Source organism: Streptomyces canus, from assembly GCF_030816965.1.
Taxonomy (GTDB): Bacteria; Actinomycetota; Actinomycetes; order Streptomycetales; family Streptomycetaceae; genus Streptomyces; species Streptomyces canus_E.
Genome location: NZ_JAUSYQ010000002.1, coordinates 7,786,684 through 7,811,516 on the forward strand (window position 1 = coordinate 7,786,684; position 24,833 = coordinate 7,811,516).

At 71.6% G+C, this 24,833-nt stretch carries 20 protein-coding genes and 1 pseudogene; 14 read left to right on the plus strand and 7 right to left on the minus strand.

Going from position 1 to position 24,833, the window contains the following annotated elements; genetic code table 11:
• The first annotated feature begins 34 nt into the window (after window positions 1-34).
• From QF027_RS36735 to QF027_RS36745, 3 genes and pseudogenes are all read left to right on the plus strand, one after another.
• Window positions 35-1,159, plus strand: a complete 1,125-nt coding sequence (locus QF027_RS36735; protein WP_307079474.1) for an aminopeptidase P family protein — start codon at window positions 35-37, stop codon at window positions 1,157-1,159.
• 46 nt (window positions 1,160-1,205) lie between these two features.
• Window positions 1,206-2,162 carry an aminoglycoside phosphotransferase family protein gene (locus tag QF027_RS36740; protein ID WP_306974943.1) on the plus strand — a complete coding sequence of 319 codons (957 nt, stop codon included), beginning with the start codon at window positions 1,206-1,208 and terminating at the stop codon, window positions 2,160-2,162.
• Window positions 2,163-2,243: 81 nt separating this feature from the next.
• Window positions 2,244-2,796, plus strand: a pseudogene (locus QF027_RS36745) (hypothetical protein).
• Window positions 2,797-2,798: 2 nt separating this feature from the next.
• Here QF027_RS36745 and treZ read toward each other — a convergent pair.
• Window positions 2,799-4,544: a malto-oligosyltrehalose trehalohydrolase gene (treZ, locus tag QF027_RS36750; RefSeq protein WP_307079476.1), complete on the minus strand. Its 1,746-nt coding sequence runs from the start codon at window positions 4,542-4,544 to the stop codon at window positions 2,799-2,801.
• A gap of 172 nt (window positions 4,545-4,716) precedes the next feature.
• On the opposite strand from treZ, the gene QF027_RS36755 reads away from it, so the two are divergent.
• The 3 genes from QF027_RS36755 (at window position 4,717) to QF027_RS36765 (ending at window position 7,190) form a co-directional block, all read left to right on the plus strand.
• The gene (locus QF027_RS36755) at window positions 4,717-5,268 is read left to right on the plus strand and encodes a DUF1707 and FHA domain-containing protein (RefSeq protein ID WP_306974939.1); all 552 of its coding nucleotides are present in this window, start codon (window positions 4,717-4,719) and stop codon (window positions 5,266-5,268) included.
• A 138-nt stretch (window positions 5,269-5,406) separates the two neighbouring features.
• Window positions 5,407-6,771, plus strand: a complete 1,365-nt coding sequence (locus QF027_RS36760; RefSeq protein WP_307079478.1) for a M14 family zinc carboxypeptidase — start codon at window positions 5,407-5,409, stop codon at window positions 6,769-6,771.
• The gene (locus QF027_RS36765; RefSeq protein WP_306974935.1) at window positions 6,768-7,190 is read left to right on the plus strand and encodes an SSI family serine proteinase inhibitor; all 423 of its coding nucleotides are present in this window, start codon (window positions 6,768-6,770) and stop codon (window positions 7,188-7,190) included. The genes QF027_RS36760 and QF027_RS36765 overlap by 4 nt, the downstream gene beginning before the upstream one ends.
• 49 nt (window positions 7,191-7,239) lie before the next feature.
• On the opposite strand, the gene QF027_RS36770 is transcribed toward QF027_RS36765, so the two are convergent.
• From QF027_RS36770 to glgX, 3 genes are all read right to left on the minus strand, one after another.
• Window positions 7,240-8,490 (minus strand): M14 family zinc carboxypeptidase, encoded by a 1,251-nt coding sequence (locus tag QF027_RS36770; protein ID WP_307079480.1) that lies wholly within the window; start codon window positions 8,488-8,490, stop codon window positions 7,240-7,242.
• A gap of 207 nt (window positions 8,491-8,697) precedes the next feature.
• Window positions 8,698-11,052, minus strand: a complete 2,355-nt coding sequence (gene treY / locus QF027_RS36775) for a malto-oligosyltrehalose synthase (protein ID WP_306974931.1) — start codon at window positions 11,050-11,052, stop codon at window positions 8,698-8,700.
• A 248-nt stretch (window positions 11,053-11,300) separates the two neighbouring features.
• Entirely contained in the window at window positions 11,301-13,427 is a 2,127-nt protein-coding gene (glgX, locus tag QF027_RS36780; RefSeq protein ID WP_307079481.1) for a glycogen debranching protein GlgX, read from the minus strand.
• A 195-nt stretch (window positions 13,428-13,622) separates the two neighbouring features.
• Here glgX and QF027_RS36785 point away from each other — a divergent pair, with 195 nt between their 5' ends.
• The 4 genes from QF027_RS36785 (at window position 13,623) to QF027_RS36800 (ending at window position 18,038) form a co-directional block, all read left to right on the plus strand.
• A complete protein-coding gene (locus tag QF027_RS36785) occupies window positions 13,623-14,441 on the plus strand; it encodes a Tat pathway signal sequence domain protein (protein ID WP_306974926.1) in 819 nt (272 codons plus the stop codon).
• Window positions 14,442-14,498: 57 nt separating this feature from the next.
• On the plus strand, window positions 14,499-15,818 hold the full coding sequence (locus QF027_RS36790) for a copper amine oxidase (protein WP_307079483.1): 1,320 nt from the start codon (window positions 14,499-14,501) through the stop codon (window positions 15,816-15,818).
• Between the two features lie 72 nt (window positions 15,819-15,890).
• Complete coding sequence (locus tag QF027_RS36795) at window positions 15,891-17,177, plus strand: SAV2148 family HEPN domain-containing protein (protein WP_306974923.1); 1,287 nt, start codon at window positions 15,891-15,893, stop codon at window positions 17,175-17,177.
• A gap of 138 nt (window positions 17,178-17,315) precedes the next feature.
• A complete protein-coding gene (locus QF027_RS36800) occupies window positions 17,316-18,038 on the plus strand; it encodes a 3'-5' exonuclease (RefSeq protein WP_307079485.1) in 723 nt (240 codons plus the stop codon).
• A 7-nt stretch (window positions 18,039-18,045) separates the two neighbouring features.
• On the opposite strand, the gene QF027_RS36805 is transcribed toward QF027_RS36800, so the two are convergent.
• Both QF027_RS36805 and QF027_RS36810 read right to left on the minus strand, forming a co-directional pair.
• Window positions 18,046-18,552, minus strand: coding sequence for a YbaK/EbsC family protein (locus QF027_RS36805; protein WP_307079487.1), 507 nt, complete (start codon window positions 18,550-18,552; stop codon window positions 18,046-18,048).
• The gene (locus QF027_RS36810) at window positions 18,513-19,478 is read right to left on the minus strand and encodes a DMT family transporter (protein ID WP_307079488.1); all 966 of its coding nucleotides are present in this window, start codon (window positions 19,476-19,478) and stop codon (window positions 18,513-18,515) included. Before QF027_RS36810 ends, QF027_RS36805 begins: the two co-directional genes overlap by 40 nt.
• Window positions 19,479-19,558: 80 nt before the next feature.
• Here QF027_RS36810 and QF027_RS36815 point away from each other — a divergent pair, with 80 nt between their 5' ends.
• Window positions 19,559-20,464, plus strand: coding sequence for a LysR family transcriptional regulator (locus tag QF027_RS36815; RefSeq protein ID WP_306974915.1), 906 nt, complete (start codon window positions 19,559-19,561; stop codon window positions 20,462-20,464).
• A 9-nt stretch (window positions 20,465-20,473) separates the two neighbouring features.
• Here QF027_RS36815 and QF027_RS36820 read toward each other — a convergent pair whose 3' ends face one another.
• Complete coding sequence (locus QF027_RS36820; protein ID WP_307079490.1) at window positions 20,474-21,325, minus strand: phosphotransferase enzyme family protein; 852 nt, start codon at window positions 21,323-21,325, stop codon at window positions 20,474-20,476.
• A 212-nt stretch (window positions 21,326-21,537) separates the two neighbouring features.
• Between QF027_RS36820 and QF027_RS36825 the strand changes: the two genes are divergently transcribed.
• The 3 genes from QF027_RS36825 to QF027_RS36835 are packed head-to-tail and all read left to right on the plus strand — an operon-like array spanning window position 21,538 to window position 24,586.
• Window positions 21,538-22,482 carry a carbohydrate ABC transporter permease gene (locus QF027_RS36825; protein WP_307079492.1) on the plus strand — a complete coding sequence of 315 codons (945 nt, stop codon included), beginning with the start codon at window positions 21,538-21,540 and terminating at the stop codon, window positions 22,480-22,482.
• Window positions 22,479-23,312 (plus strand): carbohydrate ABC transporter permease, encoded by an 834-nt coding sequence (locus QF027_RS36830; protein WP_307079494.1) that lies wholly within the window; start codon window positions 22,479-22,481, stop codon window positions 23,310-23,312. Before QF027_RS36825 ends, QF027_RS36830 begins: the two co-directional genes overlap by 4 nt.
• Window positions 23,312-24,586 carry an ABC transporter substrate-binding protein gene (locus tag QF027_RS36835; protein WP_306974906.1) on the plus strand — a complete coding sequence of 425 codons (1,275 nt, stop codon included), beginning with the start codon at window positions 23,312-23,314 and terminating at the stop codon, window positions 24,584-24,586. Before QF027_RS36830 ends, QF027_RS36835 begins: the two co-directional genes overlap by 1 nt.
• Window positions 24,587-24,833 lie beyond the last annotated feature (247 nt).

A 24,833-nucleotide genomic window follows, 5' to 3' on the forward strand; every position in this document is an offset into this window, starting at 1 on the left:
CCCTGAGACCCTCACCCCGCCCAGGGAGGCCCGGATGACCGGCACCGCAGCGCCCTTCGCCGCCGACGACTACAGGGCGCGCATGGAGCGCGCGGCACGGTCGGCCGCCGAGGCCGGGCTCGCCGGTCTCCTCGTGGCCCCCGGCCCGGATCTGGTGTGGCTCACCGGCTACGCACCCACCGCCGTCACCGAACGGCTCACCCTGCTGGTTCTCGCCCCAGCCCAGGACCCCGTCCTCGTCGTGCCCACCCTGGAGGCCCCGGACGCCGCCAAGGCGGCCGGCGCGAGCGCCCTGACGCTGCGGGACTGGACCGACGGCAAGGACCCCTACGCCGCCACCGCCGCCCTCCTGGATGCCGGTGGCCGGTTCGGCATCAGCGACAACGCCTGGGTCATGCACCTGCTGGGCCTGCAGAAGGCACTGCCCGGCACGTCGTACGCCTCCCTCACCGAGGCCCTGCCGATGCTGCGGGCCGTCAAGGACACGGCGGAGCTGGAGCTGCTGGCGGCCGCGGGAGCGGCCGCCGACGCAACGTTCGAGGAGATCCGGAAGGTGCCCTTCGGCGGCCGCAGGGAGTCCGAGGTGGCCGCCGACCTCGCCGGACTGCTGCGCCGGTTCGGCCACTCCCAGGTCGACTTCACCATCGTCGCCTCAGGTCCGAACGGCGCCAACCCGCACCACGAGGTGGGCGACCGGGTCATCGAACGCGGCGACATGGTCGTCCTCGACTTCGGCGGCCTGAGGCACGGCTACGGCTCAGACACCTCCCGCACGGTCCACGTCGGCGAACCCACCGACGAGGAGCGCCGGGTGCACGATCTCGTGCGCGCGGCGCAGGAGGCGGGCTTCCGTGCGGTACGGCCCGGTGTGCCCTGCCAGGAGGTCGACCGGGCCGCCCGCGCGGTCATCGCCGACGCCGGGTACGGCGAGTACTTCATCCACCGCACCGGGCACGGCATCGGCGTCACCACACACGAACCGCCGTACATGATCGAGGGCGAGGAACAGCCCCTCGTCCCGGGCATGTGCTTCTCCGTGGAGCCCGGCGTCTATCTGCCGGGCCGCTTCGGGGTACGCATCGAGGACATCGTCACGGTCACCGAGGACGGCGGCCGCAGGCTCAACGACACCACCCGCGAGATGGTCATAGTGGACTGACCGAGCCCCAAGAGCCCCTCCACCCCCGAGCGACTACGGCGCGACCATGACCCAGGCACCGACACCCACCGCGGACACGGTCCGCCGGCTGGTCCGTTCCCTGCTCAAGGACAGCACGTCCGGCGCGGGCGAGGCCGGCGGACCCGAGGTCCGGCCCGTCGCCGAGGGCGGCGGGCACGCCACCTGGTGGGTCGGCACCCGCCATGTGCTGCGCCTCGCGGGCGACCGTGCGGCCTCCACCCGCAGGCGCCGCGAACTGCGGCTGCGTGACCTGGTCCGCCCGCACGTCCCGGTCGCGGTGCCGACCAGCGTGGCGCAGGGTGAGTGGGCGCCCGGGCTGGCCTACACGCTCGACACCAAGGTGCCCGGCGGTTCGGCCGAGGAGCACGACGTCTCCGCCGTCGGCGAGGCCGACCTTGCCGGTCTGCTCACCGGGCTGCGCGAGGTGCCGGTACGGCAGGCCGAGGCGCTCGGCGTCCCACGCGTCGCCCCGCGCTCCCTGGAGGCACTGCGCAGGGAGGCCGGCCGGGCCGCCGAAGTCCTGCGCGCGGCCGACGAGTTCGATCCGGCCCGGCTCCAGCAGCTCACCTCGTCGGCCGCGGTCCAGCTTGCCGCGCAGTCCGGGAGCGCGGTCCTCGTGCACCACGCCCTGACCGGCGAACACCTCGTGATCAGCGCCGACGGCCGGGTGCGCGGCGTCCTCGACTGGACCGCCACGGTGGTCGGCGACCCCGCCGAGGACATCGCGGGTCTCGCCCTCGCCGTCGGCTCGCCCGCCGCCGTGCGCGCCGCCACCCTCGCCGGCTACGGCGCCCGGCCCTGTCTGCGCGGCCTCTGGCTCGCCCGCTGCGACACCGTGATTCGTCTCGCCGAGGGGTTGGAGGGCCGCGATGCCGCCCTCCTGCCGCTCCTGCGCACCCGGCTGCTGCGCGCCTGGGAGGCGATCCTGCTGGAACGTGTCACGGAACTGCGGGACGAGGAGACGGACGAGGCGGGGTTGTAGGCGTCTCCACCTGGTTTTTTCCACCCTCCTTCCACCCTTGGGTCGAGGCGCGCGACCGTGCCGGAGCCGGATAGTCGAGGCATGACGATCTCCGACTGGCTCATCGACGTGGCGCTTCTCCTCGTGGTCCTCCGGCAGCTGCGCGAGGAGAGGCTGACGCTCCGCACGGTGCTGCTGCCGCTCGCACTGATCACCTGGGCGGGGATCGCCTACCTGCACGACATCCCCACCGCGGGCAACGACCTCGTGCTGATCGGCGCGTTCGCCGGGACCGGCGTGGCCTTGGGGCTGGCAGCAGGCTCGATCACCCGGGTCCGGTACGCGGACGGGCACATACGGGTCAAGGCGGCCTTGGGCGCGGCGGCCCTGTGGGTGGTCGGCATGGGCTTCCGGCTCGGCTTCGGTCTGGTCCTCCCACCCCTCCGGTGGGGCGTCCGTCGCCCGTTTCTCCACCGCTCACGACATCACCGGTGGGCAGGCGTGGGTGGCTGCCCTGGTCCTCATGGCCTTCGGGGAGGTCGTCTTCCGCCTCGGCGTGATCGTCGTCCGCGGCCTGCGCACACGCGCCCATCACCTGGAACCGGCTCCCGTGTCCGCCCTCGCGCGAGCCGGGGCAGCGAAGGGGGCTGCGTGAGGTCAGGCCTGAAGCAGGACCACGCACGACTCCCCGGGCACATGCAGCACCCCGTCCTCGCCCGGTGCCTCCACGGGCTCCCAGGCCGCGAGGACGGCGGCCTCTCGGGGGCCGAGGGGGATCGCCGCCGACGACTTCGCGAGGTTCACGGCCACCCGGACGTCCCCGCGGCGGAAGGCGAGCCAGCGCTGGTCCGCGTCGTAAGCGACCTTGGTGTCGGCGAGGTCGGGGTCGGTGAGATCCGGCTGCTCGTGCCGCAGCGCGAGAAGCCGGCGGTACCAGGCGAGTACGCGCGCGTGAGGCTCACGTTCGGGCTCGGACCAGTCGAGGCAGGAGCGGTCCCGGGTCGCCGGGTCCTGTGGGTCGGGCACGTCCTCCTCGGCCCAGCCGTGCTCCGCGAACTCCCGCCGCCTGCCCCGCCGTACGGCCTCGGCGAGCTCGGGGTCGGTGTGGTCGGTGAAGAACTGCCAGGGCGTGCCCGCCGCCCATTCCTCACCCATGAACAGCATGGGCGTGAAGGGCGCGGTCAAGGTGAGCGCCGCCGCACAGGCCACCAGGCCGGGGGAGAGCGACGCCGCCAGCCGGTCGCCCACGGCGCGGTTGCCGACCTGGTCGTGGGTCTGGGAGTAGCCGAGCAGCCGGTGCGCCGCCGCGCGCGTACGGTCCAGTGGGCGCCCGTGGCTGCGGCCACGGAAACTGGAGTACGTGCCGTCGTGGAAGTAGCCGCCGGTGAGGGTCTTGGCGAGCGCGGCCAGGGGCGCGCGGGCGAAGTCGGCGTAGTAGCCCTGGGACTCACCGGTCAGCGCGGTGTGCAGGGCGTGGTGGAAGTCGTCGTTCCACTGCGCGTGCAGCCCGAGACCGCCCTCCGCGCGAGCCGTGATGAGCCGCGGGTCATTCAGGTCCGACTCGGCGATCAGGAACAGCGGCCGCCCCAGCTCGGCGGCGAGGGCGTCGACAGCTGTCGACAGCTCCTCCAGGAAGTGGCACGCGCGCGTGTCGGCGAGCGCGTGCACGGCGTCCAGGCGCAGTCCGTCGATCCGGTAGTCCCGCAGCCAGGAGAGCGCGCTGCCCAGCAGAAACGCGCGCACCTCGTCGGATCCGGGCGCGTCCAGATTGACCGCGGAACCCCAGGGCGTGTGATGCGTGTCCGTGAAGTACGGTCCGAAGACGGGCAGATAGTTGCCCGACGGGCCCAGATGGTTGTGCACCACGTCCAGGACGACGCCCAGGCCCAGCTCATGCGCCCGGTCGACGAAACGCTTCAGGGCCTCGGGACCGCCGTAGGGCTCGTGCACGGCCCACAGGGAGACGCCCTCGTAGCCCCAGCCGTGTCGTCCCGGGAAGGGGCACAGCGGCATCAACTCGACGTGGGTGACGCCGAGTTCGGCGAGGTGGTCGAGACGGGCCGCGGCCGCGTCCAGGGTGCCCTCGGGCGTGTAGGTGCCCACGTGCAGCTCGTAGAGGACCGCGCCCGGCAGCGGACGGCCCGCCCACCGCGTACGCCACGCGTACCGCTCGTGCTCGACGACCGCGCTGAGCCCGTCCGGGCCGTCCGGCTGACGGCGCGAGCGCGGATCGGGAAGGACGGGGCCGTCGTCCAGCGCGAAGCCGTACCGGGTGCCGTCCCCGGCCTCCGCCTCGCCCCGCCACCATCCCGGGCGTTCCTGATCGCGCTCCATCGCGCGCGTGGCGCCGGCGCAATGGAGCGTCACACGGTCGGCCTGCGGTGCCCACACCTCGAACTGCACGGACGGTCCCCTTCGTCTGCTCACCGTGATGTAGCCCGTCCATGGTGCGTCAAACGAGATCAATCCGCCTTTGAATCTTCCCCTTTGTGACAGGTGTCGTCAGGCACACGCGTGTGGCGGGCGTTGTCTCGTTTTCTGGACACCCGGGGTTCACTGCCCGACAATCACCAATGTGACGTCGTCCTTCGAGTTCAACACGTACCCCGCGCGGCTGTCCGACACGGAGCGCGACAAGGTGCTGAAGGTGCTCCGTGACGGCGTCGCCATGGGCCGTCTGTCGCACGACACGTTCGTGCGCCGCATGGAGCTGGCCCTCATCGCGCGCCGGTCCGACGAACTCGCCGCGCTCACCGCGGATCTGCACCAGGAGAGCCGCGTCTCCCGACTGGTGTTCGGCACCGTCGAGGCAGTCTCCGGCTTCACCGTACGGCTGCGCAGGGCGTGGCAGGCCGAGCGCCTGCCCAAGCTGCTGCTGCCGCACCCCGGCAGCGGCCACGCGCTGCGCATAGGCCGCGATCCGGCGAACGGCCTGCGGCTGACCCACGAGACGGTCTCCCGGGTCCATGCCGAACTCAGCCGTCAGGGCGGCATGTGGGTCCTGCGGGATCTGGGTTCCACCAACGGCACCACGGTCAACGGCCGACGGGTCATCGGCGCCGCCGTCGTCCGTGAGGGCGACCAGGTGGGGTTCGGCCGGATGGCCTTCCGGCTCGCGGTCAACTGAGCACAACCTCACCTCTGGCCTGGGATTTACGTGCCGTCCCGGCCCAAAACCCTGTCCGTCGCGTGGTGTTGACGTACCCCTGAAGTCGTGACTGACTGTGCGTACACCATGCACACCAGGTGAACCGACGGCACCACATTGTGGAGGTGTGCCCTGCCGCCCCTCCTCCGCTACCCGACCGTCGACGAGCTCGGTGCACGGGCCGCAGCGCTCGTCGCCCGCCACCCCGCAGACGCCCGACTGCGCCGCGCCGGCACCTCCCGCGCGGGCAACCCCCTGTGGCTGCTGTCCGTCGGCCACGGCAGCCGCCAGGCCCTCGTCGTCGCCGGTCCGCACGCCAACGAGCCCGTGGGCGGCGGGACCGTCCTCAGACTGGCCGAGCAGGCCCTGTCCGACCCCCGCCTCACCGTCGGGGCCGACGCCACCTGGAACCTCCTGCTCTGCCTCGACCCCGACGGCCTGCGCCGCAACGAGGGCTGGTTGCGCGGCCCGTACTCCCTCGACCGCTACTTCCGGAACTTCTTCCGGCCCGGCTTCGGCGAACAGCCCGAATGGCTGCCCGACGGCGCCGAGGCCGCCGCACTTCCGGAGACCCGCACCCTCCTCGCCCTCCAGGACGAACTGCGGCCCTTCCTCCAGTGCTCCCTGCATGGTGTCGACGTCGGCGGCGGCTTCGTCGAACTCACCCGCGACCTGCCCGGCCTCGCCCGGCGTGTCGCCCACACGGCGGCCCGGCTGCGCATCCCCCGCGAGTTCGGCCCGTACGACACCCTGTACTGGCCGTGCCTCGGCCCCGCCGTCTACCGGATCCCGCCGCCCCGCCGCGGCGACCTGGCCGCCGCCATCACCGAGGCCGCCGTCGAGTCGACCTGGTACCACCCGCACCGGCACGGCACCGCGACCGCCGTCGTCGAGGCACCCATGTGGGGCGTGGCCGCCGTCGAGGACGGCAGCACACCCGCCGACGCGGCCGCCGTCCTGCGCACCGTCAGCCACACGCTGCGCCGCGACACGCGGCTCCTGGAGTCCGTACTGGCGCGGATCCGCCCGCAGGTGTCGGACGCCCCGGACGCGGCCCGCCTGCTCGCCCCGGTCGAGGACTATTTACTGGTCGGCCCCGGACTCGCCGACGCCTGGGACCCCGACGTCACCGACGGCGGCCGCCCGCTGCCCCCGCTCAGCACCGGCCACCTGGCCGCGCTGCGCATCGCCGGACGGCGCCTGGCCCTGCGCACGGCCGGGCTGCTGCACCAGCTCGTGACCCGCGCGGGCGCCGACCCGGCCGGCGCCCTGCCGGAGCTGGACCGGCTCATCGACATCTGGTGTGCCGACTACCGCGACGGCTGCGGGGCGCGCTGGATCCCGGTCCCGCGCCAGATCGAGTACCAGTCGCGGGTGGTGCTCGCCGCCTTCGAGCTCGCCGCGCGGCAAGCGCCCGCGTGCTCCCGTTCGGGTGAGCCGGGGTGGGGTTCCGAGGCCGCCGTGCCGATGCATCGGGAATGACGTACACGATCACAGCGACGGCGGTACGGCGAGCGGCACGCGCGGGTCTGACGGTGGCGGCCGTCCTGCTCCTCGCCGCCGCTGCGCCCGCGCCGGCCGGGCCCTCCACCGGAGACCACCTCTTCCTCGTGGTGACCAAGGGCGACGGCCGCTCCGGCGACACCCGCGGCACCCTCCTGCTGTGCGACCCGCCCCAGGGCCACGGCCGGGCCGCCGAGGCCTGCGCCCAACTCGCGGCCGTCGGCGGCGACATCGGCTCACTTCCGCCCGCGGACGTCTACTGCACGATGCTCTACGCACCGGTCACCGCCCAGGCCGGCGGAGAGTGGAACGGCCGACCGGTCGAGTACCGGCAGACCTTCCCGAACGGATGTGTGATGCGGGCGCGGACCGGGGCGGTCTTCGCACTGGAGAGCTGAGGCGCGACGCGTGGCGCGGTGACGCACACGCGCGGGGAGCGGCGTCGGCTCAGTCCGCCCGCACGCGCGCGTGCAGCGCCACCGCCACGACCGTGCGGGCCTGGTGCTCCACCTGGTGCTCCAACGGCACCCAGCGGGCCCGGAAACGGTCCGCGAAGGCGTCGCTCCAGGCCTCGACGAGCCGTTCGAGACGCGGTGCCGCACGGTCGTCGGCCTCCCGAAGGACCCGCAGCAGCATGGCCGCCGCCCGCAGCGGCAGCCGGCGGGAGAACGCGTCCACACTGCCGATGTACGCCCTGGTGTCGTCGGCGGGCCGGGTGTGGACCCAGTCCGCGGCCAGTCCCGGAACCAGCCCCAGGCTCCAGGTGGCGGCCCGCAGCAACGGCCCGTCGGCGCCCTCCAGACGCGGCAGCGCATCCGCCAGCACCCGGTCCACCGTCCGCGACTGGCGCAGCAGCCGGCCCGCCAGCCGCCCCATGGCCGCCGCCGGCGTCGGATGCGGCGCCGGATCGTCCACCAGGTCGCTCGCCCACATCGGCACCTCCACCACCGCGGTCAGACCGCCGTAGAGGTGCGCGTGATACCAGGTGCTGCGCCGCGCGTCGTCCGGCATGCTCGGGTACGCCGCCCCCGCGCCCGGCGCCGGCATCACATGCACCCCGGGCCCGGACGTCGGCCAGCCCGCCGCGTCCGAGGCACCGGTCTCCACCGGGATGTGCAACCTCGCCGCGGACTTCGAGAACGGTTCGGCGAGGCCCGGCACGTCCTTCGTCAGCTGCACCCAGCTGCCGCCCAGATCGGTGCCGTGCAGGGTCACCTGGAGGTAGGGGCGCAGTTCGTCGATCAGCCCGGTCAGGGTACGGGTCTCGGGCGGCAGCCGATCGGGCGGCAGCATCGCGGGGGCCCACTCCGGCTGCTCCTCTCCGGCGGGCCGGAAGAAGCCGAGGTGGTAGTCGAAGAGGCTGCGCGGAGCCGGGGTGACATGGAGACTCGCCCCGTCCGGATCGGCGCACAGCAGGAAGTGCCAGGACGTGCCCGATCTCAGCTCCCGCTCGGCCAGCACCCGTGCGGCCACCGCCAGGGCGGCGGGGCCGCCGGTCGGTTCGTTGGAGTGGGCGCCCGCGACCACCAGGACGGCCCGCCGGGCATGGCCGATCGACAGCACATGCAGGGGCCTGCCCGCTCGCGAGACACCCACCTGCCTCAGCCGGCAGACGTCGGGGCGCTGTGCGGCCAACGCCCTCGCGGACAAAACCAGTTCGGTTAACGTGGGGTAGCGCAGCTCCGGCAGGAGACTCACCCCCGACACGTCCGACCGGCCTCGCCATTCGCAGTACCCCACGGTCCGGTTGAGCTGTCAAGCATGCCATCGGGGAGGCAACAGGGGGGCGCCCAGATGCATGTGCCGGCAGCCGGTGGAGCCGTATGTGCCGGCGGGGTCGCCCACGCCCCCCGGCCCGCAGCAACGGAAGACCTGGCCGCACCGGCCGCACTCACCCTGACCTGGTCAGTCCGTGGCCACCCGCTCCAGCAGCGCCACCGGCGAGTCGCCCAAGAGCTCCTCCACGCGCGCGTGCCCGGAGAACTCCCGCTCTGGTACCACCACATCGCGCCACACGCCCGGAGGCAGCGGCAGCACCGTCTCCCGCCAGCCGCCCGCCTCCGCCAGCCGCAGCGACAGCCGGGTCACCGCGGTGACCACCTCCCCGGAGCGCACGAACGCCACGCAGTGCGCCGCCGAGGGCCCCGCCGCGACCAGCGGCGTGTACGTCGCAGCGTCACCGAAGACATCCGGCCTGCGTCGGCGCAGCCGCAGCGCCGCAGCCGTGAGCGCGCCCTTGTCACCGGAGTCCTCCGGCGGGAACCGCACGGGCCGCCGGTTGTCCGGGTCCACCAGCGCCAGGTACGTGCCCTCCGTGCCCTGGTACACGTCGGGCACCCCGGGCATCGTCAGCTGCACCAGGGCCGTGCCCAGCACGTTCGCCCGGATGTGCGGCTCCAGCCGGCTCCGCAGCCCGGCCACCTGCTCGCCCTGCGGCCCGCACGGCCCGGCCGCGACGAACGCCGCCACCGCCTCCTCGTACGCCGGCTCCTGCTCCGTCCAGCTCGTGTACAGCCCCGCCTCGCGCACATGCTTGAGCAGCGCCTCCCGGACCCGCTCCGGGGCCGCGGGGCCGAGCCCGAACACCGTCTGCCAGGCCGCCCACGCCAGCTGTGCGTCCGGCACGCCGTCGCCGGTGCGGGTCACCTCGGCCAGCGTGTCCGCCCACCGCTCGGGGCACTCGGTGAGCACGGCCAGGGCCGCACGCACGTCGGCACTGCGCTTGGTGTCGTGCGTCGACACCACGGTCCCCGTCAGAGGCCAGTCCCGCTGCACGCGCGTGCAGTAGGCGTGGAACTCCTCGGGCGAGACCGCCGGACTCCCGGGATTCCCGCCCACCTCGGTCGCCGACAGCAGCGGCACATACCGGTAGAACGCCGTGTCCTCCACGGACTTGGCCCGCAGTGCCGACGCCGTCTGCGCGAACCGTGTCCGGAACTCCACATGGTCCGGCCCGTCACCGGCCCGCCCCAGCACCAGATCACGTACGACGTCGACGGCGCCCGCCTCCTCGGGGACCACGAAGGCCAGCCGGGCCTCGGCCGCGGCCTCCTCGGTGACGACGGCGGCGGCGTCCGAGGAGCCGTAGGGCCGGTAGACCTCCATCCGCACCAGGAGTTCCTGGAGCGCGGTGCGCAGCGCCCAGGGCGCGCGGTCGCGCAGCGCGGGTTCCGGGGACGCGGCACACACGCGTGTCGCCACCCGGGTCAGCCGTTCGGTCTCGGCGGCCAGCTCGTGTGTGATCACCTTGTACGCCGCCCGCCGTGCCGTCGCCGCCCAGTCGCCGCCGCGGTCGGTCTGCGGGGCCGCGAACCGCCGGTACTGGCCGAGGAGTTCCCCGAACCCCGCCGGGTCCGTGAACAGCCCGTCGATGTGCCGCAGGGCGTCGTAGCCCGTGGTCCCCGCCATCGGCCAGTTGGCCGGCAGCTGCTCCCCGTCCGCCAGGATCTTCTCCACGACCGTCCAGCGCCCGCCCGTCGCCTCGTGCAGCCGCTGGAGGTATGTGTCGGGGTCGGCGAGGCCGTCGGGGTGGTCGACGCGCAGCCCGTCGACCACTCCCTCGTGCAGCAGCTGGAGGATCTTGGAGTGGGTGGCCTCGAAGACCTCCGGATCCTCGACCCGCACCCCGATCAGCTCCGAGATGCTGAAGAAACGCCGGTAGTTGAGTTCCGTACGGGCCAGCCGCCACCAGACCGGCCGGTACCACTGCGCGTCCAGGAGCTGGGGCAGCGGGAGTTCCTCGGTGCCCTCGCGGAGCGGGAACACGTGGTCGTAGTAGCGCAGTACCCCGCCGTCCACCGCGAGGTTGCCGAGCTCCGCGCCGACCGGATGTCCCAGCACCGGCAGCAGCAGCTGACCGCCCTGTGCCTCCCAGTCGATGTCGAACCATCGCGCGTACGACGACTTCGGGCCCTCCCGCAGCACCTCCCACAGGGCATGGTTGTGGCGCGGGGCCATCGCCATGTGGTTCGGCACGATGTCCATCACCAGACCGAGGCCGTGTTCCCGAGCGGTGCGCGACAGCGTCCGCAGCCCGTCCTCGCCGCCCAGTTCCTGCCGCACGCGCGCGTGGTCCACGACGTCATAGCCGTGGGTCGAACCGGGGACGGACTCCAGGACGGGGGACAGGTGCAGGTGCGAGACGCCGAGCGAGGCCAGGTACGGCACGGCCGCCGCCGCGGCCGCGAACGGGAACTCGGGCTGCAGCTGCAGCCGGTACGTGGCCGTGGGCACCGACGGGTCGGGTCGCTCAGATGTCATGCAGACCTACGTACCCGCCCTGCCGCCTTTCCTGTCATCGGTGCTCCATGTGTGCGGGACGCGGACGTCGGAACGGAACGGTCCCGTCGTGACACCGGGGGCGCGACGGGACCGTTCCGTCCCGACGAGAACGGCACGACGGTACGGTCCCGTCCCCACGCAAACGGCGCATCCGACCTCGTACCCCGGACGCGCCGAAAACGCTCCCCACACGCGCGTACCCGGTGACCGGCACACGAACCACCCTGCTAGACGGGCCGTTGCAGCACCGTCATGCTGCGGTCCACCAGCGTCAGCCGATCCCCGGCCTGCACCTTCGCCCCCGTGCCCGGCGGCACCCCGTCCGGGCGGCCGGTGTCGACCACGACCTGCCACTGCCGGCCGTGGTTGACCGGCACCACGAAGTCCAGCGTCTTGGGCGAGGCGTTGAACATCAGCAGGAACGAGTCGTCGGTGATCCGCTCCCCACGGGGGCCGGGCTCGGAGATCGCGTTGCCGTTGAGGAAGACCGTCAGTGCCGAGGCCTGCGCCCGGTCCCAGTCCCGCTGGGTCATCTCCTGGCCCTCGGGCGTGAACCAGGCGATGTCCGACAGCTCGTCGTGGGTGCCCTCCACGGGCCGCCCGTGGAAGAAGCGGCGACGGCGGAAGACCGGGTGGTCCTTGCGCAGCCACACCATCGCGCGGGTGAAGGCCAGCAGTTCGGCGCCGAGGCCCGTTTCGCCGGAGGATTCGGGCCATCCCACCCAGGCCAGCTCGCTGTCCTGGCAGTAGGCGTTGTTGTTGCCGCGCTGCGTGCGCGCGACCTCGTCGCCGTGGCTGATCATCGGCACGCCCTGGGACAGCATCAGCGTGGCGATGAAGTTGCGCATCTGCCGGGCCCGCAGCTCCCGCACCGCAGGGTCGTTCGTCTCGCCCTCCGCCCCGCAGTTCCAGGACCGGTTGTGGCTCTCGCCGTCGCGGTTGTCCTCTCCGTTGGCCTCGTTGTGCTTGTCGTTGTACGAGACGAGGTCGTGCAGGGTGAACCCGTCGTGGCAGGTCACGAAGTTGATGGAGGCCAGCGGACGCCTTCCGTCGTCCTGGTAGAGGTCGGAGGAACCGGTCAGCCGGGAGGCGAATTCCGCCAGCGCGCGCGGCTCGCCCCGCCACAGGTCCCGTACCGTGTCGCGGTACTTGCCGTTCCACTCGGTCCACAGCGGCGGGAAGTTGCCCACCTGGTAGCCGCCCTCGCCGACGTCCCACGGTTCGGCGATCAGCTTCACCTGGGAGACCACCGGATCCTGCTGCACCAGGTCGAAGAACGACGACAGCCGGTCCACCTCGTGGAACTGCCGGGCCAGGGTCGCGGCGAGATCGAAGCGGAAGCCGTCGACATGCATCTCGGTGACCCAGTACCGCAGCGAGTCCATGATCAGCTGGAGTACGTGCGGGGACCGCATGAGCAGCGAGTTCCCGGTGCCTGTGGTGTCCATGTAGTACCGCTGGTCGTCGGTCAGGCGGTAGTACTGCGGGTTGTCGAGGCCCTTGAAGGACAGCGTCGGGCCCAGATGGTTGCCCTCCGCGGTGTGGTTGTAGACGACATCCAGGATGACCTCGATCCCGGCCTCGTGCAGCGCCCTGACCGCCGATTTGAACTCCAGGACCTGCTGGCCGCGGTCGCCCCAGGAGGCGTACGCGTTGTGCGGGGCGAAGAAACCGATCGTGTTGTAGCCCCAGTAATTGTTCAGGCCCATGTCGACCAGGCGGTGGTCGTTCACGAACTGGTGGACGGGCATCAGCTCCAGGGTGGTGACGCCGAGCTCCACCAGGTGCTCGATGATCGCGGGATGCGCGAGGGCCGCGTAGGTGCCGCGCAGCTCCTCCGGCAGCCCCGGGTGCCGCATGGTGAGGCCCTTGACGTGTGCCTCGTAGATCACCGTCTCGTGGTACCCGATCCGGGGCCGCCGGTCGTCGCCCCAGTCGAAGTACGGGTTGACCACGACCGACGTCATGGTGTGCGGCGCCGAGTCGAGATCGTTGCGCTTGTCGGGCGAGTCGAAGTGATAGCCGTACACCTCCTCGCCCCAGCGGATGGAACCGCTGATCGCGCGCGCGTACGGGTCGAGCAGCAGCTTCGACGAGTTGCAGCGCAGGCCGCGCTCGGGAGCGTACGGGCCGTGCGCGCGGAAGCCGTAGCGCTGTCCGGGCATCACGCCGGGCAAGTACGCATGCCGGACAAACGCGTCGCTTTCGCGCAGTTCCACCGCCGTTTCCGAGCCGTCGTCGTGCAACAGACACAGCTCTACTCGGTCCGCGGCTTCGGTGAAGACCGCGAAGTTGGTGCCGGCGCCGTCGTACGTGGCACCGAGTGGATACGCCTCTCCAGGCCAGACCTGCATGGAACGACTCTTTCAGGTGTCCCGCGCCGCGTGGGGCGCCTTGGCCTCGAGTGTCCACGAAAGTGATGGAACCACCTATGACTTACGTCCCTCTTACCGATCGACCAGTGCACAGGGCGATCACAGGACCGGCCTGGGCCGAACCATTGGGGCAGAAACGTACTCCCGGAGTTGCCCGGGGAGTAGGGGGAAGATGTGCGCAAGATAGTGCACCGCCACCTCGGGAAAGTGGTGGCAGGTGCGGCCGTCGCGGTTGCCGGGACCGCCGTGATGATCGGGATCACCCTGCCCGGCACGGCGGGGGCGGACGACACGGGGGGCGGCAAGGCGGCCGCGGGACAGTCCGCGGCGCAGGCGGGGCAGGGCGCGGACGGGGCCGTCGCGCCCGGGGTCGTGGAGCAGGCGCCGGCCGCCGAGGGCGAGAAGGGCAAGGGCCGCGACCCGCTCACCGACGACGAGATCCAGCGGGTCGAGCAGATCGCCGTGAACCAGCAGCTGCTCAACGCCAGTGAGGACGTCGAGGGCGACCGCGGCCCGCAACGGCTCACCGTCGACCTCGCCGACCCGAAGGCCGGCGAACTGGACGACCCGGACGCGCCCCGGCGCGCCGACGTGACGCTCTACGACTACCGGGACGACACCCTCGTCACCAGGACCGTCGACCTCGACACCGGCAAGGTCGTCGCGACCGGCACCCAGCACGGCGTCCAGCCGCCGCTGAGCAGCGCCGAGTACGCCGAGGCCGCGAGCCTTCTGATCGCGGACCCGCTGGGCGCGGACCTCAAGGCCGACTACAAGGACGCCACCGGCAAGGAACTGACCGACCCCAACCAGCTGCTGCTCACCGGCGCCGTGTACCGGGCCGTCCCGGGCGGGCAGCCCGCCGCGCTCGACAAGTGCGGTGAGCACCGCTGCGTGCGGCTGTTCCCGAAGGTGAAGAACGGCCCCTGGATCGACGCCAGGGCCTTCGTGATCGACCTGAGCGCCCGCAAGGTCGCCAAGCTCGAGAGCTGACCGCCTCCCTCCGTCCACTTTTCCAACCCGCTACTTCCGCAGGGGAGTCATTTCTTCATGCGTGTCAACAGAATCAGCCGTGCCCGCAGGCACGCGGCCCTCGGTGTCTCCGTGGCCGCGCTGGCCGCCGGTGTCACGACCGGTGCGGGACCGGCCGCCGCCCAGCCGAGGGCCGCCGCGGCGGCCGCCGCGGAGTGCAGCGCCGCCTACAAGATCGAGCAGAAGCTCTCCAGCGGCACGACCTGGCGGATGTGCTGGCGCTACGACAGCAAGGCCGGGCTCGTCCTGGAGGACATCTCCTACCAGCCCAAGGGCGAGGCCTCGCCGATCAAGGTCCTCAACAGTGCCCGGCTCGGCCAGATCCACGTCCCCTACGACGACGGCAGCGTCGAGTACGACGACCTGACGGGCTTCGGCTTCGCGCAGGGCCTGATGAACCTGGACCCGGGCGAGTGCCCCGGCGGCACCATCAAGAGCGTCAAGGTCCCGGACTCCTGGGACCCCGACCACCCGAACGTCAACGGTCTGTGCACCACCACCCGCTCCCGCGGACACGCCTACCGCATGCAGGGCGACAGCGCGAACAAGGTCTACCAGGCCCAGGGCAAGGACCTGCTCGTCTACTCGGTCAACCAGGTCGGCTGGTACGAGTACATGACCGAGTGGCGCTTCCAGGACGACGGCACCGTCACCATGAACCTCGGCGCGACCGGCAGCCTCTCCTACGAGGACTACGACGCCGGGGACGGCCGCGGCTGGCCCATCGGCAAGGGCCCCCGGGCCCAGGCCACCAGCCACAGCCACAACGCCTTCTGGCGCCTCGACTTCGCCCTCGACGGCTCCTCCAAGAACCGGGTCGAGCAGTACGACTCGACGGTCACCGCGGCCGCCCAGGGCCAGCAGGCCGCGACCGTCAAGACCACCCGCACCCCGGTCACCAAGGAACTCGCGGGCGACGCCAAGAGCTACCGCTGGTGGCGCATGGTCAGCGCGGTCGGCAAGAACAAGGACTGGCACCCGCGGTCGTACGAGATCGTCCCCGGTCCGAGCACGAAGTACCCGGGCCGCGGCTTCACCAAGCACGACGTCTACGTCACCGAGTACAACCAGTGCGAGCAGTTCGCCAGCAACAACACCGGCAACTGCGGCACCGGAGCGGGCAAGTCCGTCGACAAGTGGGTCAACGACCAGACCCTCACCCACCCGGTGGTCTGGATGAACGTGGGCTTCCACCACATCGCCCGGGACGAGGACCAGCAGCCCATGCCGGTCCACTGGCAGGGTTTCTCCATCGCCCCCAGGGACGTCACGGCTATGAATCCGCTCACTCCCGCCGAGCTCGCCGGACAGAACGGACACTGGGAGCCCGGTAGTTGAGATTGACCCTGTCCATCCGGCTGCACCGCCGACCGCTCCCGGAGTACCCTTCCTTGATCGTTGGGTGGGGCCATGCCCCCGGGAGTGCTCGGGGGAGCGGAAGGCGGTGCGCGGGTGGGCTCGGGAGGGCTGGAGTTGCCCCCTGGTGACGAGGGTCACGAGGGGAACTCCGCAGACGCCCCGCCCGGCACGGTGTCCCTGGCGCGGCCGATGGACGCGGGAGCGACCATCGGGCCGGAACTGGACTGGGACGCCGACGCCTGGCGCGAGGTACGTACCCGCGCACAGCGGGCCGGCCGGGCCTACATCTGGCTGAACCTCGTCGAGCAGCGGCTGCGGGCCGTGGTGGCCGCTGTTCTGCGCCCCATCTACGAACCCGTCCACGGCCACGACGACTGGGTGGTCGCCGCTGCCGGGCCCGCCGGGCAGGAGTGGGTGCAGCGCGCGGTCGCCGTCCGCGAAGTCAGCCGCCGCAAGGGCTACTTGCTCGACCCGGCTGACGACAACGTCCTCAGCTTCCTCACCCTGCCGCAGCTGCGCGAGCTGATGGTGCAGCACTGGCCCTGCTTCGAGCCCTACTTCGACGACCGACGCGATGTCGAACTGGCCCTGGACGAGCTGGAGGTGACGCGCAACGTCGTCTCCCGCAACCGGGCCCTGTCCGAGGCGGTCCTCGGCCAGGCCGAACGCGCCTCCGCCAAGCTCCTTGAGATACTCGGCGCCGGCGGCGACGTGCCGTCCGCCCGACGGCTGCCCGTCGACGCGGTCGAGGACCTGGTCGGCGACCGGTACGCCGACGTGGTCGCCGTGCACACCGACCGGGTGCGGCTGCTGAGGCAGTTCCCCGCCGAGGACATCTTCGGCGGCGCCCGCCGACTGGATGCCGTCGGCATCGGCCTCAACCTCCTCGTGCAGAACTTCTCCGGTCGCCGTCTGGTCCGTCTGGCCGAGGGCGGCTGCCGGGTGCGGCTGCTGTTCCTGAACCCGGCCTCCAGCGCGGTCAAGCGGCGCGAGCGGGAACTCGGCATGAAACGCGGTGAGTTGAGCCGCGCGGTCGAGATGAACATCCTGCACATGCGCCGGGTGCGGTCGAGGTTGCGCGACCCGGGCGCCTTCGAGATCCAGGTCTACGACGAGACCCCGCGCTTCACGGCCTACCTCGTGGACGGCGACGGTTCGGACGGCATCGCGGTCGTGCAGTCCTATCTGCGCCGGGCGAGAGGCATGGAGGCACCGGTCCTCGTGCTGCGCAACGGCCATCGGGTGGTCAAGCCGGGCGATGTGGACGACAGCGGCCTCTTCCCCACCTACCGCGAGGAGTTCGAGATGAACTGGGCGGATTCGCGGCCGGTGTCCTGAAGTGTTCCGGTGTCCTGAAGTGTCCAGGCCTCCCGAAGTGTCCGGAACGGTAAGCGGAATGCGGCCCTCTGATTGTCAGTGGCGCATGGGAAGGTGGAGACCACTGGGGGAAAGCACCACCAAGAAGGGGGACGGCCCATGGGCTGGCACCGAGAGCTGCTGATCGGCTTCGACCTGGAAACCACCGGCACCGATCCGCGCGAGGCGCGCATCGTCACGGGAGCCGTGATCGAGGTCAGGGACGGGCAGCCCATAGGGCGCCGGGAGTGGCTGGCGGACCCGGGCGTACAGATCCCGGCGGACGCCGTGGCGGTGCACGGCATCAGCAACGAACGGGCGGCCGCCGAGGGCCGCCCCGCCGACCAGGTCGCCGACGCCATCGCGGACGTCCTCGCGGCCTACTGGAAGACGGGCACCCCGGTCGTCGCTTACAACGCCGCCTTCGACCTGAGCCTGCTCGCCGCCGAACTGCGCCGGTACGGCCTGCCGTCCCTGCGTGAGCGCCTGGGCGGCCTCGATCCCGCCCCGGTCATCGACCCGTACACCATCGACCGCTCGGTGGACCGCTACCGGCGCGGCAAGCGCAACCTCGAAGCGGTCTGCACGGAGTACGGCGTCGCACTCGACGCCGCCCACGACGCCTGCGCCGACGCCCTCGCCGCGGCCCGGCTCGCCTGTGCGATAGCCGCGCGTCACCCCAAGGTCGCCGCCCTCGGCCCGGCGGAGCTGCACCGGCGCCAGATCGAGTGGTACGCGGAGTGGGCGGCGGACTTCCAGAGCTTCCTGCGCCGCAAGGGCGACGCCACGGCGGTGATCGACAGCACCTGGCCGCTGCGCGAACCTGCCGACGAGACGGTGTGAGAGAGCGTCACTCCGGCAGGGGACCCGCGATGGGCTCCACCCGCGGCTTCGCCAGCCGCTCGTAGTCGGCCCCCGGCAGACACAGCGACCGGTCGAGCCGGGCGGCGTTGAAGTACAGCCGGGGTTGGGCCACGACGTCCGGATCGGCGACGACCTCCAGGTCGGGGTCGAAGCTGAACGGCAGCACCGTGCCGGGGATCGCGCGGGCCAGCCGCTCGGCGGTCTCCGCATCGCTGAACCCGACATAGCGCGCGGCGTACAGCGCCCGGATCGCGTCAAGGTCCACGCGCCGGTCCCCGGGGACGACCGCCAGGACGTTCCGGGTGGTCCGGCGGTCCACCTTGACCCGCAGGACGATGCACTTCGCGGCCTCGGAGGCGGGGTGTCCACGCAGCGCGCACACGGCGTCGGTGGTGCCCTCGGGCGCGTGGTCGATCAGCTTGTAGTCGACGGAGGAGGCGTCGAGCAGGGAGATCAGACGGTCGTAGGTGTCGTAGGCGTCGTCGCCGGGCATCGGGTGTCCTCTTCGATGGGGTGAACTGCGGTGCGGGGCGGAGTCGTTGCGCGGTGGGCGCGTTCCACGGACTGCCCCCAGTAGGTGCCGGTGACCATCATGACCGCCCCGAACCCGGTCAGCACGGTGAAGTGCTCACCGCCCAGGGCGACCCCCACCGCGGCGGCCCAGATCGGCTCGGTGCCGAGCAGCAGGCTCGCCCGGCTGGCCGAGGTGCGCTGCACCGCCCAGGTCTGGGCGAGGAAGGCGAACACACTGCAGAACAGGGCGAGATACAGCAGCTGTGCCCAGACGGCCGGGCCGGCGTGGGCCAGTGTCGGAAGCTCGCGTGCGGCCGGGGCGAGGAACAGGGCCGTGCCGACGAGGGTCTGCACGGTCGTGAGGTGCAGCGGCCGTATCGCCCGCCCCGCGGTGAGCCGGCCGACCAGCGCCACATGGCCGGCCCGTACGACCGCGGCGGCGAGCATCAGCAGGTCACCGAGGCGGGGCGTGTGGAAGCCGTTGCCCGCCATCAGGAGCCCGACGGCCAGGACGCACACACCGGCGGCGGCGTAGAAGACGGGCGGCAGACCGCCCCGCTGACCGGTGCGGTCCAGGAGGGGGGTGAGGACGATGGTCAGGCTGATGATGAGCCCGGCGTTGGCGGCACTGGTGTGGGCGACGCCGTAGGTCTCGACGACGAGGACGGCGGCCTGGGTGAGGCCCAGGGGCACACCCGCCCGCAGCTCCTCGCGGGTCCACCGGCGCGGCCCTCGCCCGGGGGCGGCGACGACTCCCAGGCAGGCGAGCGCGGACAGGGCGTACCGGGCGAAGAGCACCAGCAGGACAGGGAGAGCGGACGTCGCTGTCTGGGCGGAGAGATAACTCGAACCCCAGACGATCGCGACCAGCAGGAGTACCGCGTCGGTACGGCGGGCGTCGGACACCGCCCCACCGTCCACCAAAAGCCCGCTGAAGCCCAGATCCACTTTCTTAAAGGATCTTTTAGTACTCCTACACTGTCGTGATGGACGAACGACAGCTGCGGATCCTGCGGGAACTCGGCGAACTGGGCAGCGTCACCGCGGTCGCCGAGGCCATGCTGGTGACCCCCTCGGCGATCTCACAGCAACTGCGACTGCTGCAGCGTTCGGTCAAGGTCCCGCTGACCGAGCGCGACGGCAGGCGGTTGGTGCTCACGGACGCCGGGCAGGCCCTGGCGGGCGCGGCCATCGAGGTGGAGACGGCGCTGGCACGCGCACGGCACACGGTCGAGGAGTTCGTGGACCGGCCCGAGGGCGATGTCTCGGTGGCGGCCTTCCACAGCGCCGGCGCGGCCTTCTTCCCCCTGTTGCTGCGCGCCCTCGCCGACCCCGGCGCCCCCGTACCCAGGCTGGCCGACGAGGACGTTCCGCAGGAGGACTTCCCCCGCCTCACCCGGGAGTACGACATCGTCCTGGCCCACCGCCTCGACCATGCCCCCGCCTGGCCGTCCACGGTGACGGCCACCACGCTCCTGCGTGAACCACTGGACGTGGCCATGCCCGCCGATCACCCACTGGCGGCCAGAGACCGGGTGACCCCGAAAGACGTGGCCGACGAGCCGTGGATCACCGTCCACGACGGTTTCCCGGTCATGGCCACCATCGAGGCGATCGGGGCGGCAGCGGGCCGGCGCCTCCACCTGGCCCACCGCATCAACGAGTTCGCGGTGGCCGCGGAGGCGGTGGCAGCGGGCGGCGGCCTGGCGCTGATGCCCCGCTGGACGATGCGCCGCCATCCGGCGTTGGTGCTCAGACCCCTGACCGGCGTCCGGGCGAGACGGCACATCGACGCGCTGTACCGCCCCGAGAGGACGGCGAGGCGGGCGGTCCGCACGGTTCTGACGGAGCTGAGGAGCGCGGCACGAACGGTCCAAGGGGGAGATGACTGACCGCACCGGTCAGAACGGATACCACCGCACCGTCTCATCACCGTCCCGCAGCGAAGCCACCCTGCGCTCGAACTCGGCCAACGCCTTGGGGTTCGACGGCGCATGCTGCGCGACCCACGCACAGCTGGCCGTCTCCCGCGCCCCGCGCAGCACCGAGCACCCCTCCCACTCCCGGACGTCCCACCCGTACGCGGCGGTGAACGCGTCATAGGCCTCCGCAGGCACCCCGTACCGATCCCGGGACAGCGCCATGACCACCAGATCGTGCTCACGCAGATCCGAGGAGAAGGTTTCCAGATCGACGAGAACCGGCCCGTCAGGCCCCACGTGCACATTGCGGGGCAGCGCGTCCCCATGAATCGGCCCCGGCTCGAGATGAGGCGTCACCGCGGCCGCGGCCGCCGCGAAACCGTCCCGCCGCTCCCGGAGGTACGCCGCGTCAGCGAGGTCGATCGCGTCCCCCGCGAGCCTCAGCCACCGCTCCACACCACCCAGCAGCTCACGCGGCGGCACGTCGAAGGACGGCTTCGGCAGCGCGTGCACGACCCGTAGCAGTTCGGCCAAATCCCGTGGCTCGGCGGGCCGTACGGCGTCGGGAAGCCGGTGCCACAAGGTCACCGGATGCCCCTCCACCAACCGCGCCTTCGGCTCGGCCGCCCGCACCGCGGGCACCCCCGCCTCCGCGAGCCACACGGCGATGTCCAGTTCACGGCGTGCCCGGTCGAGGAGCTCGGCGTCGCGGCCCACCTTGACGACCAGGTCACCGGCGGCGAACACGGCGTTCTCGCCCAGGGCGAGCAGCCGAGCCCCGGGCAGTACCCCCGCCGCGGCCAGTACGTCCCGCGCCCCTGCCTCGTCCATCGTCCGGCCTCCCGGTCCTGACATGTCTCGCATGCCCGTGTATTGCCACCGCGAACGGCGTCGAGTTCACGCCATCGTCCGGCCAGTCTCGCATTCCCACAGGTGGGCCCGTGTGCGCGCTGCCTTGACGGCGCTTACCCCCTTCACGACCATGACGGAGGCCCAGGCCAGGAGGGCCGGAACGTCACGAACCGTGCGAAGGAGCCGATGACGTGACCTTGGTGACCGCGACGGAGCGGTCGGCGCAGGGCGTACCGCGCGCCGAGGGGGACCGCCGGCCTCCCGACCGCGGGGCCTGGTTCCTGGTGCTGCCCGCGCTGATCCCGATCCTGGTGCTGAGCGTGGGACCCCTGCTGTACGGGATCCTGCTGGCCTTCACCGACGCCCAGTCGGGCCGGACCCGGGCCACCCAGTGGATCGGCGGCCTCAACTTCCAGGACCTGCTGCACGACACCCTGTTCTGGGAGTCGTTCCGGATCGGTCTGGTGTGGGCGGTCGGCGTGACCGTGCCGCAGTTCCTGCTGGCGCTCGGCCTCGCCCTGCTGCTCGACCAGGACCTCAGACTGCGCTGGCTCGCCCGCGCCCTCGCGATCATCCCCTGGGCCATGCCCGAGGTGGTCGTCGGTGTCATATGGCGGCTGGTCTACAACCCGGACGCCGGTGTCCTCAACGAGACCCTCCGCAACCTCGGCCTCGGCGACGGCCGCGACTGGCTCAGCGGCCTGTCCACCGCTCTGCCCGCCGTGATCGTCGTCGGCGTCTGGGCCGGGATGCCCCAGACGACGGTCACCCTGCTCGCCGGCCTCCAGAACACCCCGCGCGAACTCCACGAGGCGGCCGCGATGGACGGCGCGGGCGCCTGGCGCCGATTCCGTACCGTCACCTGGCCGGCCCTCAGACCGGTCGCCCTCGCGATCACCGCTCTCAACTTCATCTGGAACTTCAACTCCTTCGCCCTGGTGTACGTACTGACCAGCGGCGGACCCGGCGGCCGCACCCGGCTCCCCATGCTCTTCGCCTACGAAGAGGCCTTCCGCTACGGCCAGTTCGGCTACGCAGCCGCGATGGGCCTCGTGATGGTCGCGGTGATCTCCCTCCTCCTCGCCCTCTTCCTGGTGGGCCGGCTCAAGGACCGAACGGGAGGTGACCAGGCATGAGGACCAGCACCACCGGCCGCACAGGCCAGTACGCCGCTCTCCTCGCCTATCTCGCCTTCCTCGCCTTCCCCTTCCTCTGGCTGGTCTCCACCGCCTTCAAGTCCCCGCGGGAACTGGGCAGTCTGCACCCCACCTGGATCCCGCGGGACCCCACCCTCGACAACTTCCGCCAGGCCTTCGACGAACAGCCCCTGCTGCGCGCCGCCGGGAACTCCCTGCTCGCCGCGTCCGCCGCCGCAGTGATCGCCGTACTGATCGCGACCCCTCTGGCGTACGTCATGGCACGCCACCGCACCAGGCTCGCGAAGGCCGCCACGGGCTGGGTGGTGGTCAGCCAGGCCTTCCCGCTCGTGCTGGTGATCATCCCGCTGTTCCTGGTGCTGAAGAACCTCCGGCTGATCAACTCCCTTGCGGGCCTCGTGCTGGTGTACGTCGTGTGGGCGCTGCCGTTCGCCCTGTGGATGCTCGTCGGATACGTCCGTGCCGTGCCGACCGAACTGGAGGAGGCGGCGGCGGTCGACGGGGCCGGGCGCCTGCGGACCCTGGTGTCGGTGACGGCGCCGCTGCTCGCGCCGGGGATCGTGGCGACGGCACTGTTCGCGTTCATCACCGCGTGGAACGAGTTCTTCTTCGCGCTGGTGCTGCTGAAGACCTCCGACAAACAGACCCTGCCGGTCGTCCTCACCCACTTCATCGGCGCGGAGGGCGTCGCCGACCTCGGCCCCCTGGCGGCGGCCGCCTTCCTCGCCACCCTTCCCTCACTGATCATCTTCGCGATCATCCAACGCCGTGTCACGGGAGGCATGTTGGCCGGGGCGGTGAAGAGCTGATGCGCGTCCGATGGTTCGTGGGAGTCCTCCTTCTGCTCCTGGCCGGGTGCACCGGCGGTAGCACGCCCGAGGACGGTCGTATCACCCTCCGCTTCCAGTCCCTCGCCTGGCAGGAGGAGTCCGTCGAGGCCAACAAGGAACTCGTGAAGGAGTGGAACGCGACTCATCCCGGCGTGAAGGTCGAGTACGTGCAGGGGAGTTGGGACAGCGTCCACGACCAGCTGCTCACCTCCTTCGAGGGCGGTGAGGCGCCGGACATCATCCATGACGCCTCCGACGACCTCGCGGACTTCGCCTACGGCGGCTACCTGGCGGATCTCGAGGACCTGCTGCCACAGCGGCTGAAGTCGGACATCCCGCAACGGAGTTGGGAGACCGCCACCTTCGGCGACGGGGTCTACGGAGTGCCCTTCCTCCAGGAGCCCCGCGTCCTCATCGCCAACGCCGCGTGGCTGAAGGAGTCCGGCGTCCGGATCCCCACCCCCGAACACCCGTGGAGCTGGGCGGAGTTCCGGCGGATCACCGAGCACCTCAGCGGCGACGGCAAGTACGGCGTGGCCTGGCCGCTCAAGGAACCCGTCTCCGCGACCCTCAACCTGTCGCTGTCGGCAGGCGGACAGCTCTTCCACCGGGGCGCCGACGGAAAGGTCACCATCCGCTTCGAGAAGGCCGACGAGACCGTGCCCCGCACGATCCACGACCAGGCGAACACCGACCACAGCGCCTCGCCCACCACACTCGGCAGCGGCGGCTCCGACACCCTGCCCGGCTTCTTCGGCGGCAAGTACGCGATGGTCCCGCTCGGGTTCTCCTACCGTCAGCAGATCGCCCAGCAGGCCCCGAAGGGCTTTCAGTGGCAGGTGCTGCCGGCCCCGGCCGGCGCCGACGGGCTCACCCAGGGCGTCAGTCCGCAGACCCTGTCCGTCGCCGAGGACAGCCCCCACAAGAAGCAGGCCGCCGAGTTCATCGACTTCCTGCTCCGGCCCGCGAACATGGTCCGGCTGGCGCTGGGGGACTGGATGCTGCCCACCGGAACCGAGGCCCTGACGGACCCCGCCCTGCGCACCGCCAAGGACGGCTGGGCCACCGGTACCGCCCTCGCCTCCCGGTTGAGCCCGGCACCCGCGCAGTCCGTCCGGGGCTACCCGGAGTGGAAGGACAAGGTCGCCACCCCCGCCTTCCAGGAGTACTACAGCGGGGCGATCGGCCTCGGTGAGCTGCGCACACGTCTGGAGGATGACGGGAACCTGGTGCTGGCCCGCTACCAGCGCTGAGGAAATTCGGTTGTCGGCGTCGAGGGCCCGCGCCTAGCGTGCCCTCCGTGGGAGCCTTCAACGCGATCTACATCTCCGGTCTCGGCCGGGGCTGCACGCACTCCATCCGGATGCGCCGCGGCCCCGGAGCCCTGACCGGCCCGGGGCGCGACACCCTCTGACGTCTGCGCGTCTCCGCTTCTGTTTCCCCAGTCTTCCGGTCGGGGCCTTCGTCTGCCCGTTTCCCGTCACGGAAGACAAGGACCAC

Excerpts from the sequence above, each read along its gene's own strand:
- QF027_RS36820 (WP_307079490.1), bottom strand. The coding sequence starts at position 21,325 with ATGGACGAGGCAGGGGCGCGGGACGTACTGGCCGCGGCGGGGGTACTG.
- QF027_RS36740 (WP_306974943.1), top strand. The coding sequence starts at position 1,206 with ATGACCCAGGCACCGACACCCACCGCGGACACGGTCCGCCGGCTGGTC.
- QF027_RS36735 (WP_307079474.1), top strand. The coding sequence starts at position 35 with ATGACCGGCACCGCAGCGCCCTTCGCCGCCGACGACTACAGGGCGCGC.
- QF027_RS36800 (WP_307079485.1), top strand. The coding sequence starts at position 17,316 with ATGGGCTGGCACCGAGAGCTGCTGATCGGCTTCGACCTGGAAACCACC.
- treY (WP_306974931.1), bottom strand. The coding sequence starts at position 11,052 with ATGACATCTGAGCGACCCGACCCGTCGGTGCCCACGGCCACGTACCGG.
- QF027_RS36765 (WP_306974935.1), top strand. The coding sequence starts at position 6,768 with ATGACGTACACGATCACAGCGACGGCGGTACGGCGAGCGGCACGCGCG.
- QF027_RS36790 (WP_307079483.1), top strand. The coding sequence starts at position 14,499 with ATGCGTGTCAACAGAATCAGCCGTGCCCGCAGGCACGCGGCCCTCGGT.
- QF027_RS36835 (WP_306974906.1), top strand. The coding sequence starts at position 23,312 with ATGCGCGTCCGATGGTTCGTGGGAGTCCTCCTTCTGCTCCTGGCCGGG.
- QF027_RS36805 (WP_307079487.1), bottom strand. The coding sequence starts at position 18,552 with ATGCCCGGCGACGACGCCTACGACACCTACGACCGTCTGATCTCCCTG.
- glgX (WP_307079481.1), bottom strand. The coding sequence starts at position 13,427 with ATGCAGGTCTGGCCTGGAGAGGCGTATCCACTCGGTGCCACGTACGAC.
- QF027_RS36795 (WP_306974923.1), top strand. The coding sequence starts at position 15,891 with ATGCCCCCGGGAGTGCTCGGGGGAGCGGAAGGCGGTGCGCGGGTGGGC.
- QF027_RS36830 (WP_307079494.1), top strand. The coding sequence starts at position 22,479 with ATGAGGACCAGCACCACCGGCCGCACAGGCCAGTACGCCGCTCTCCTC.
- QF027_RS36815 (WP_306974915.1), top strand. The coding sequence starts at position 19,559 with ATGGACGAACGACAGCTGCGGATCCTGCGGGAACTCGGCGAACTGGGC.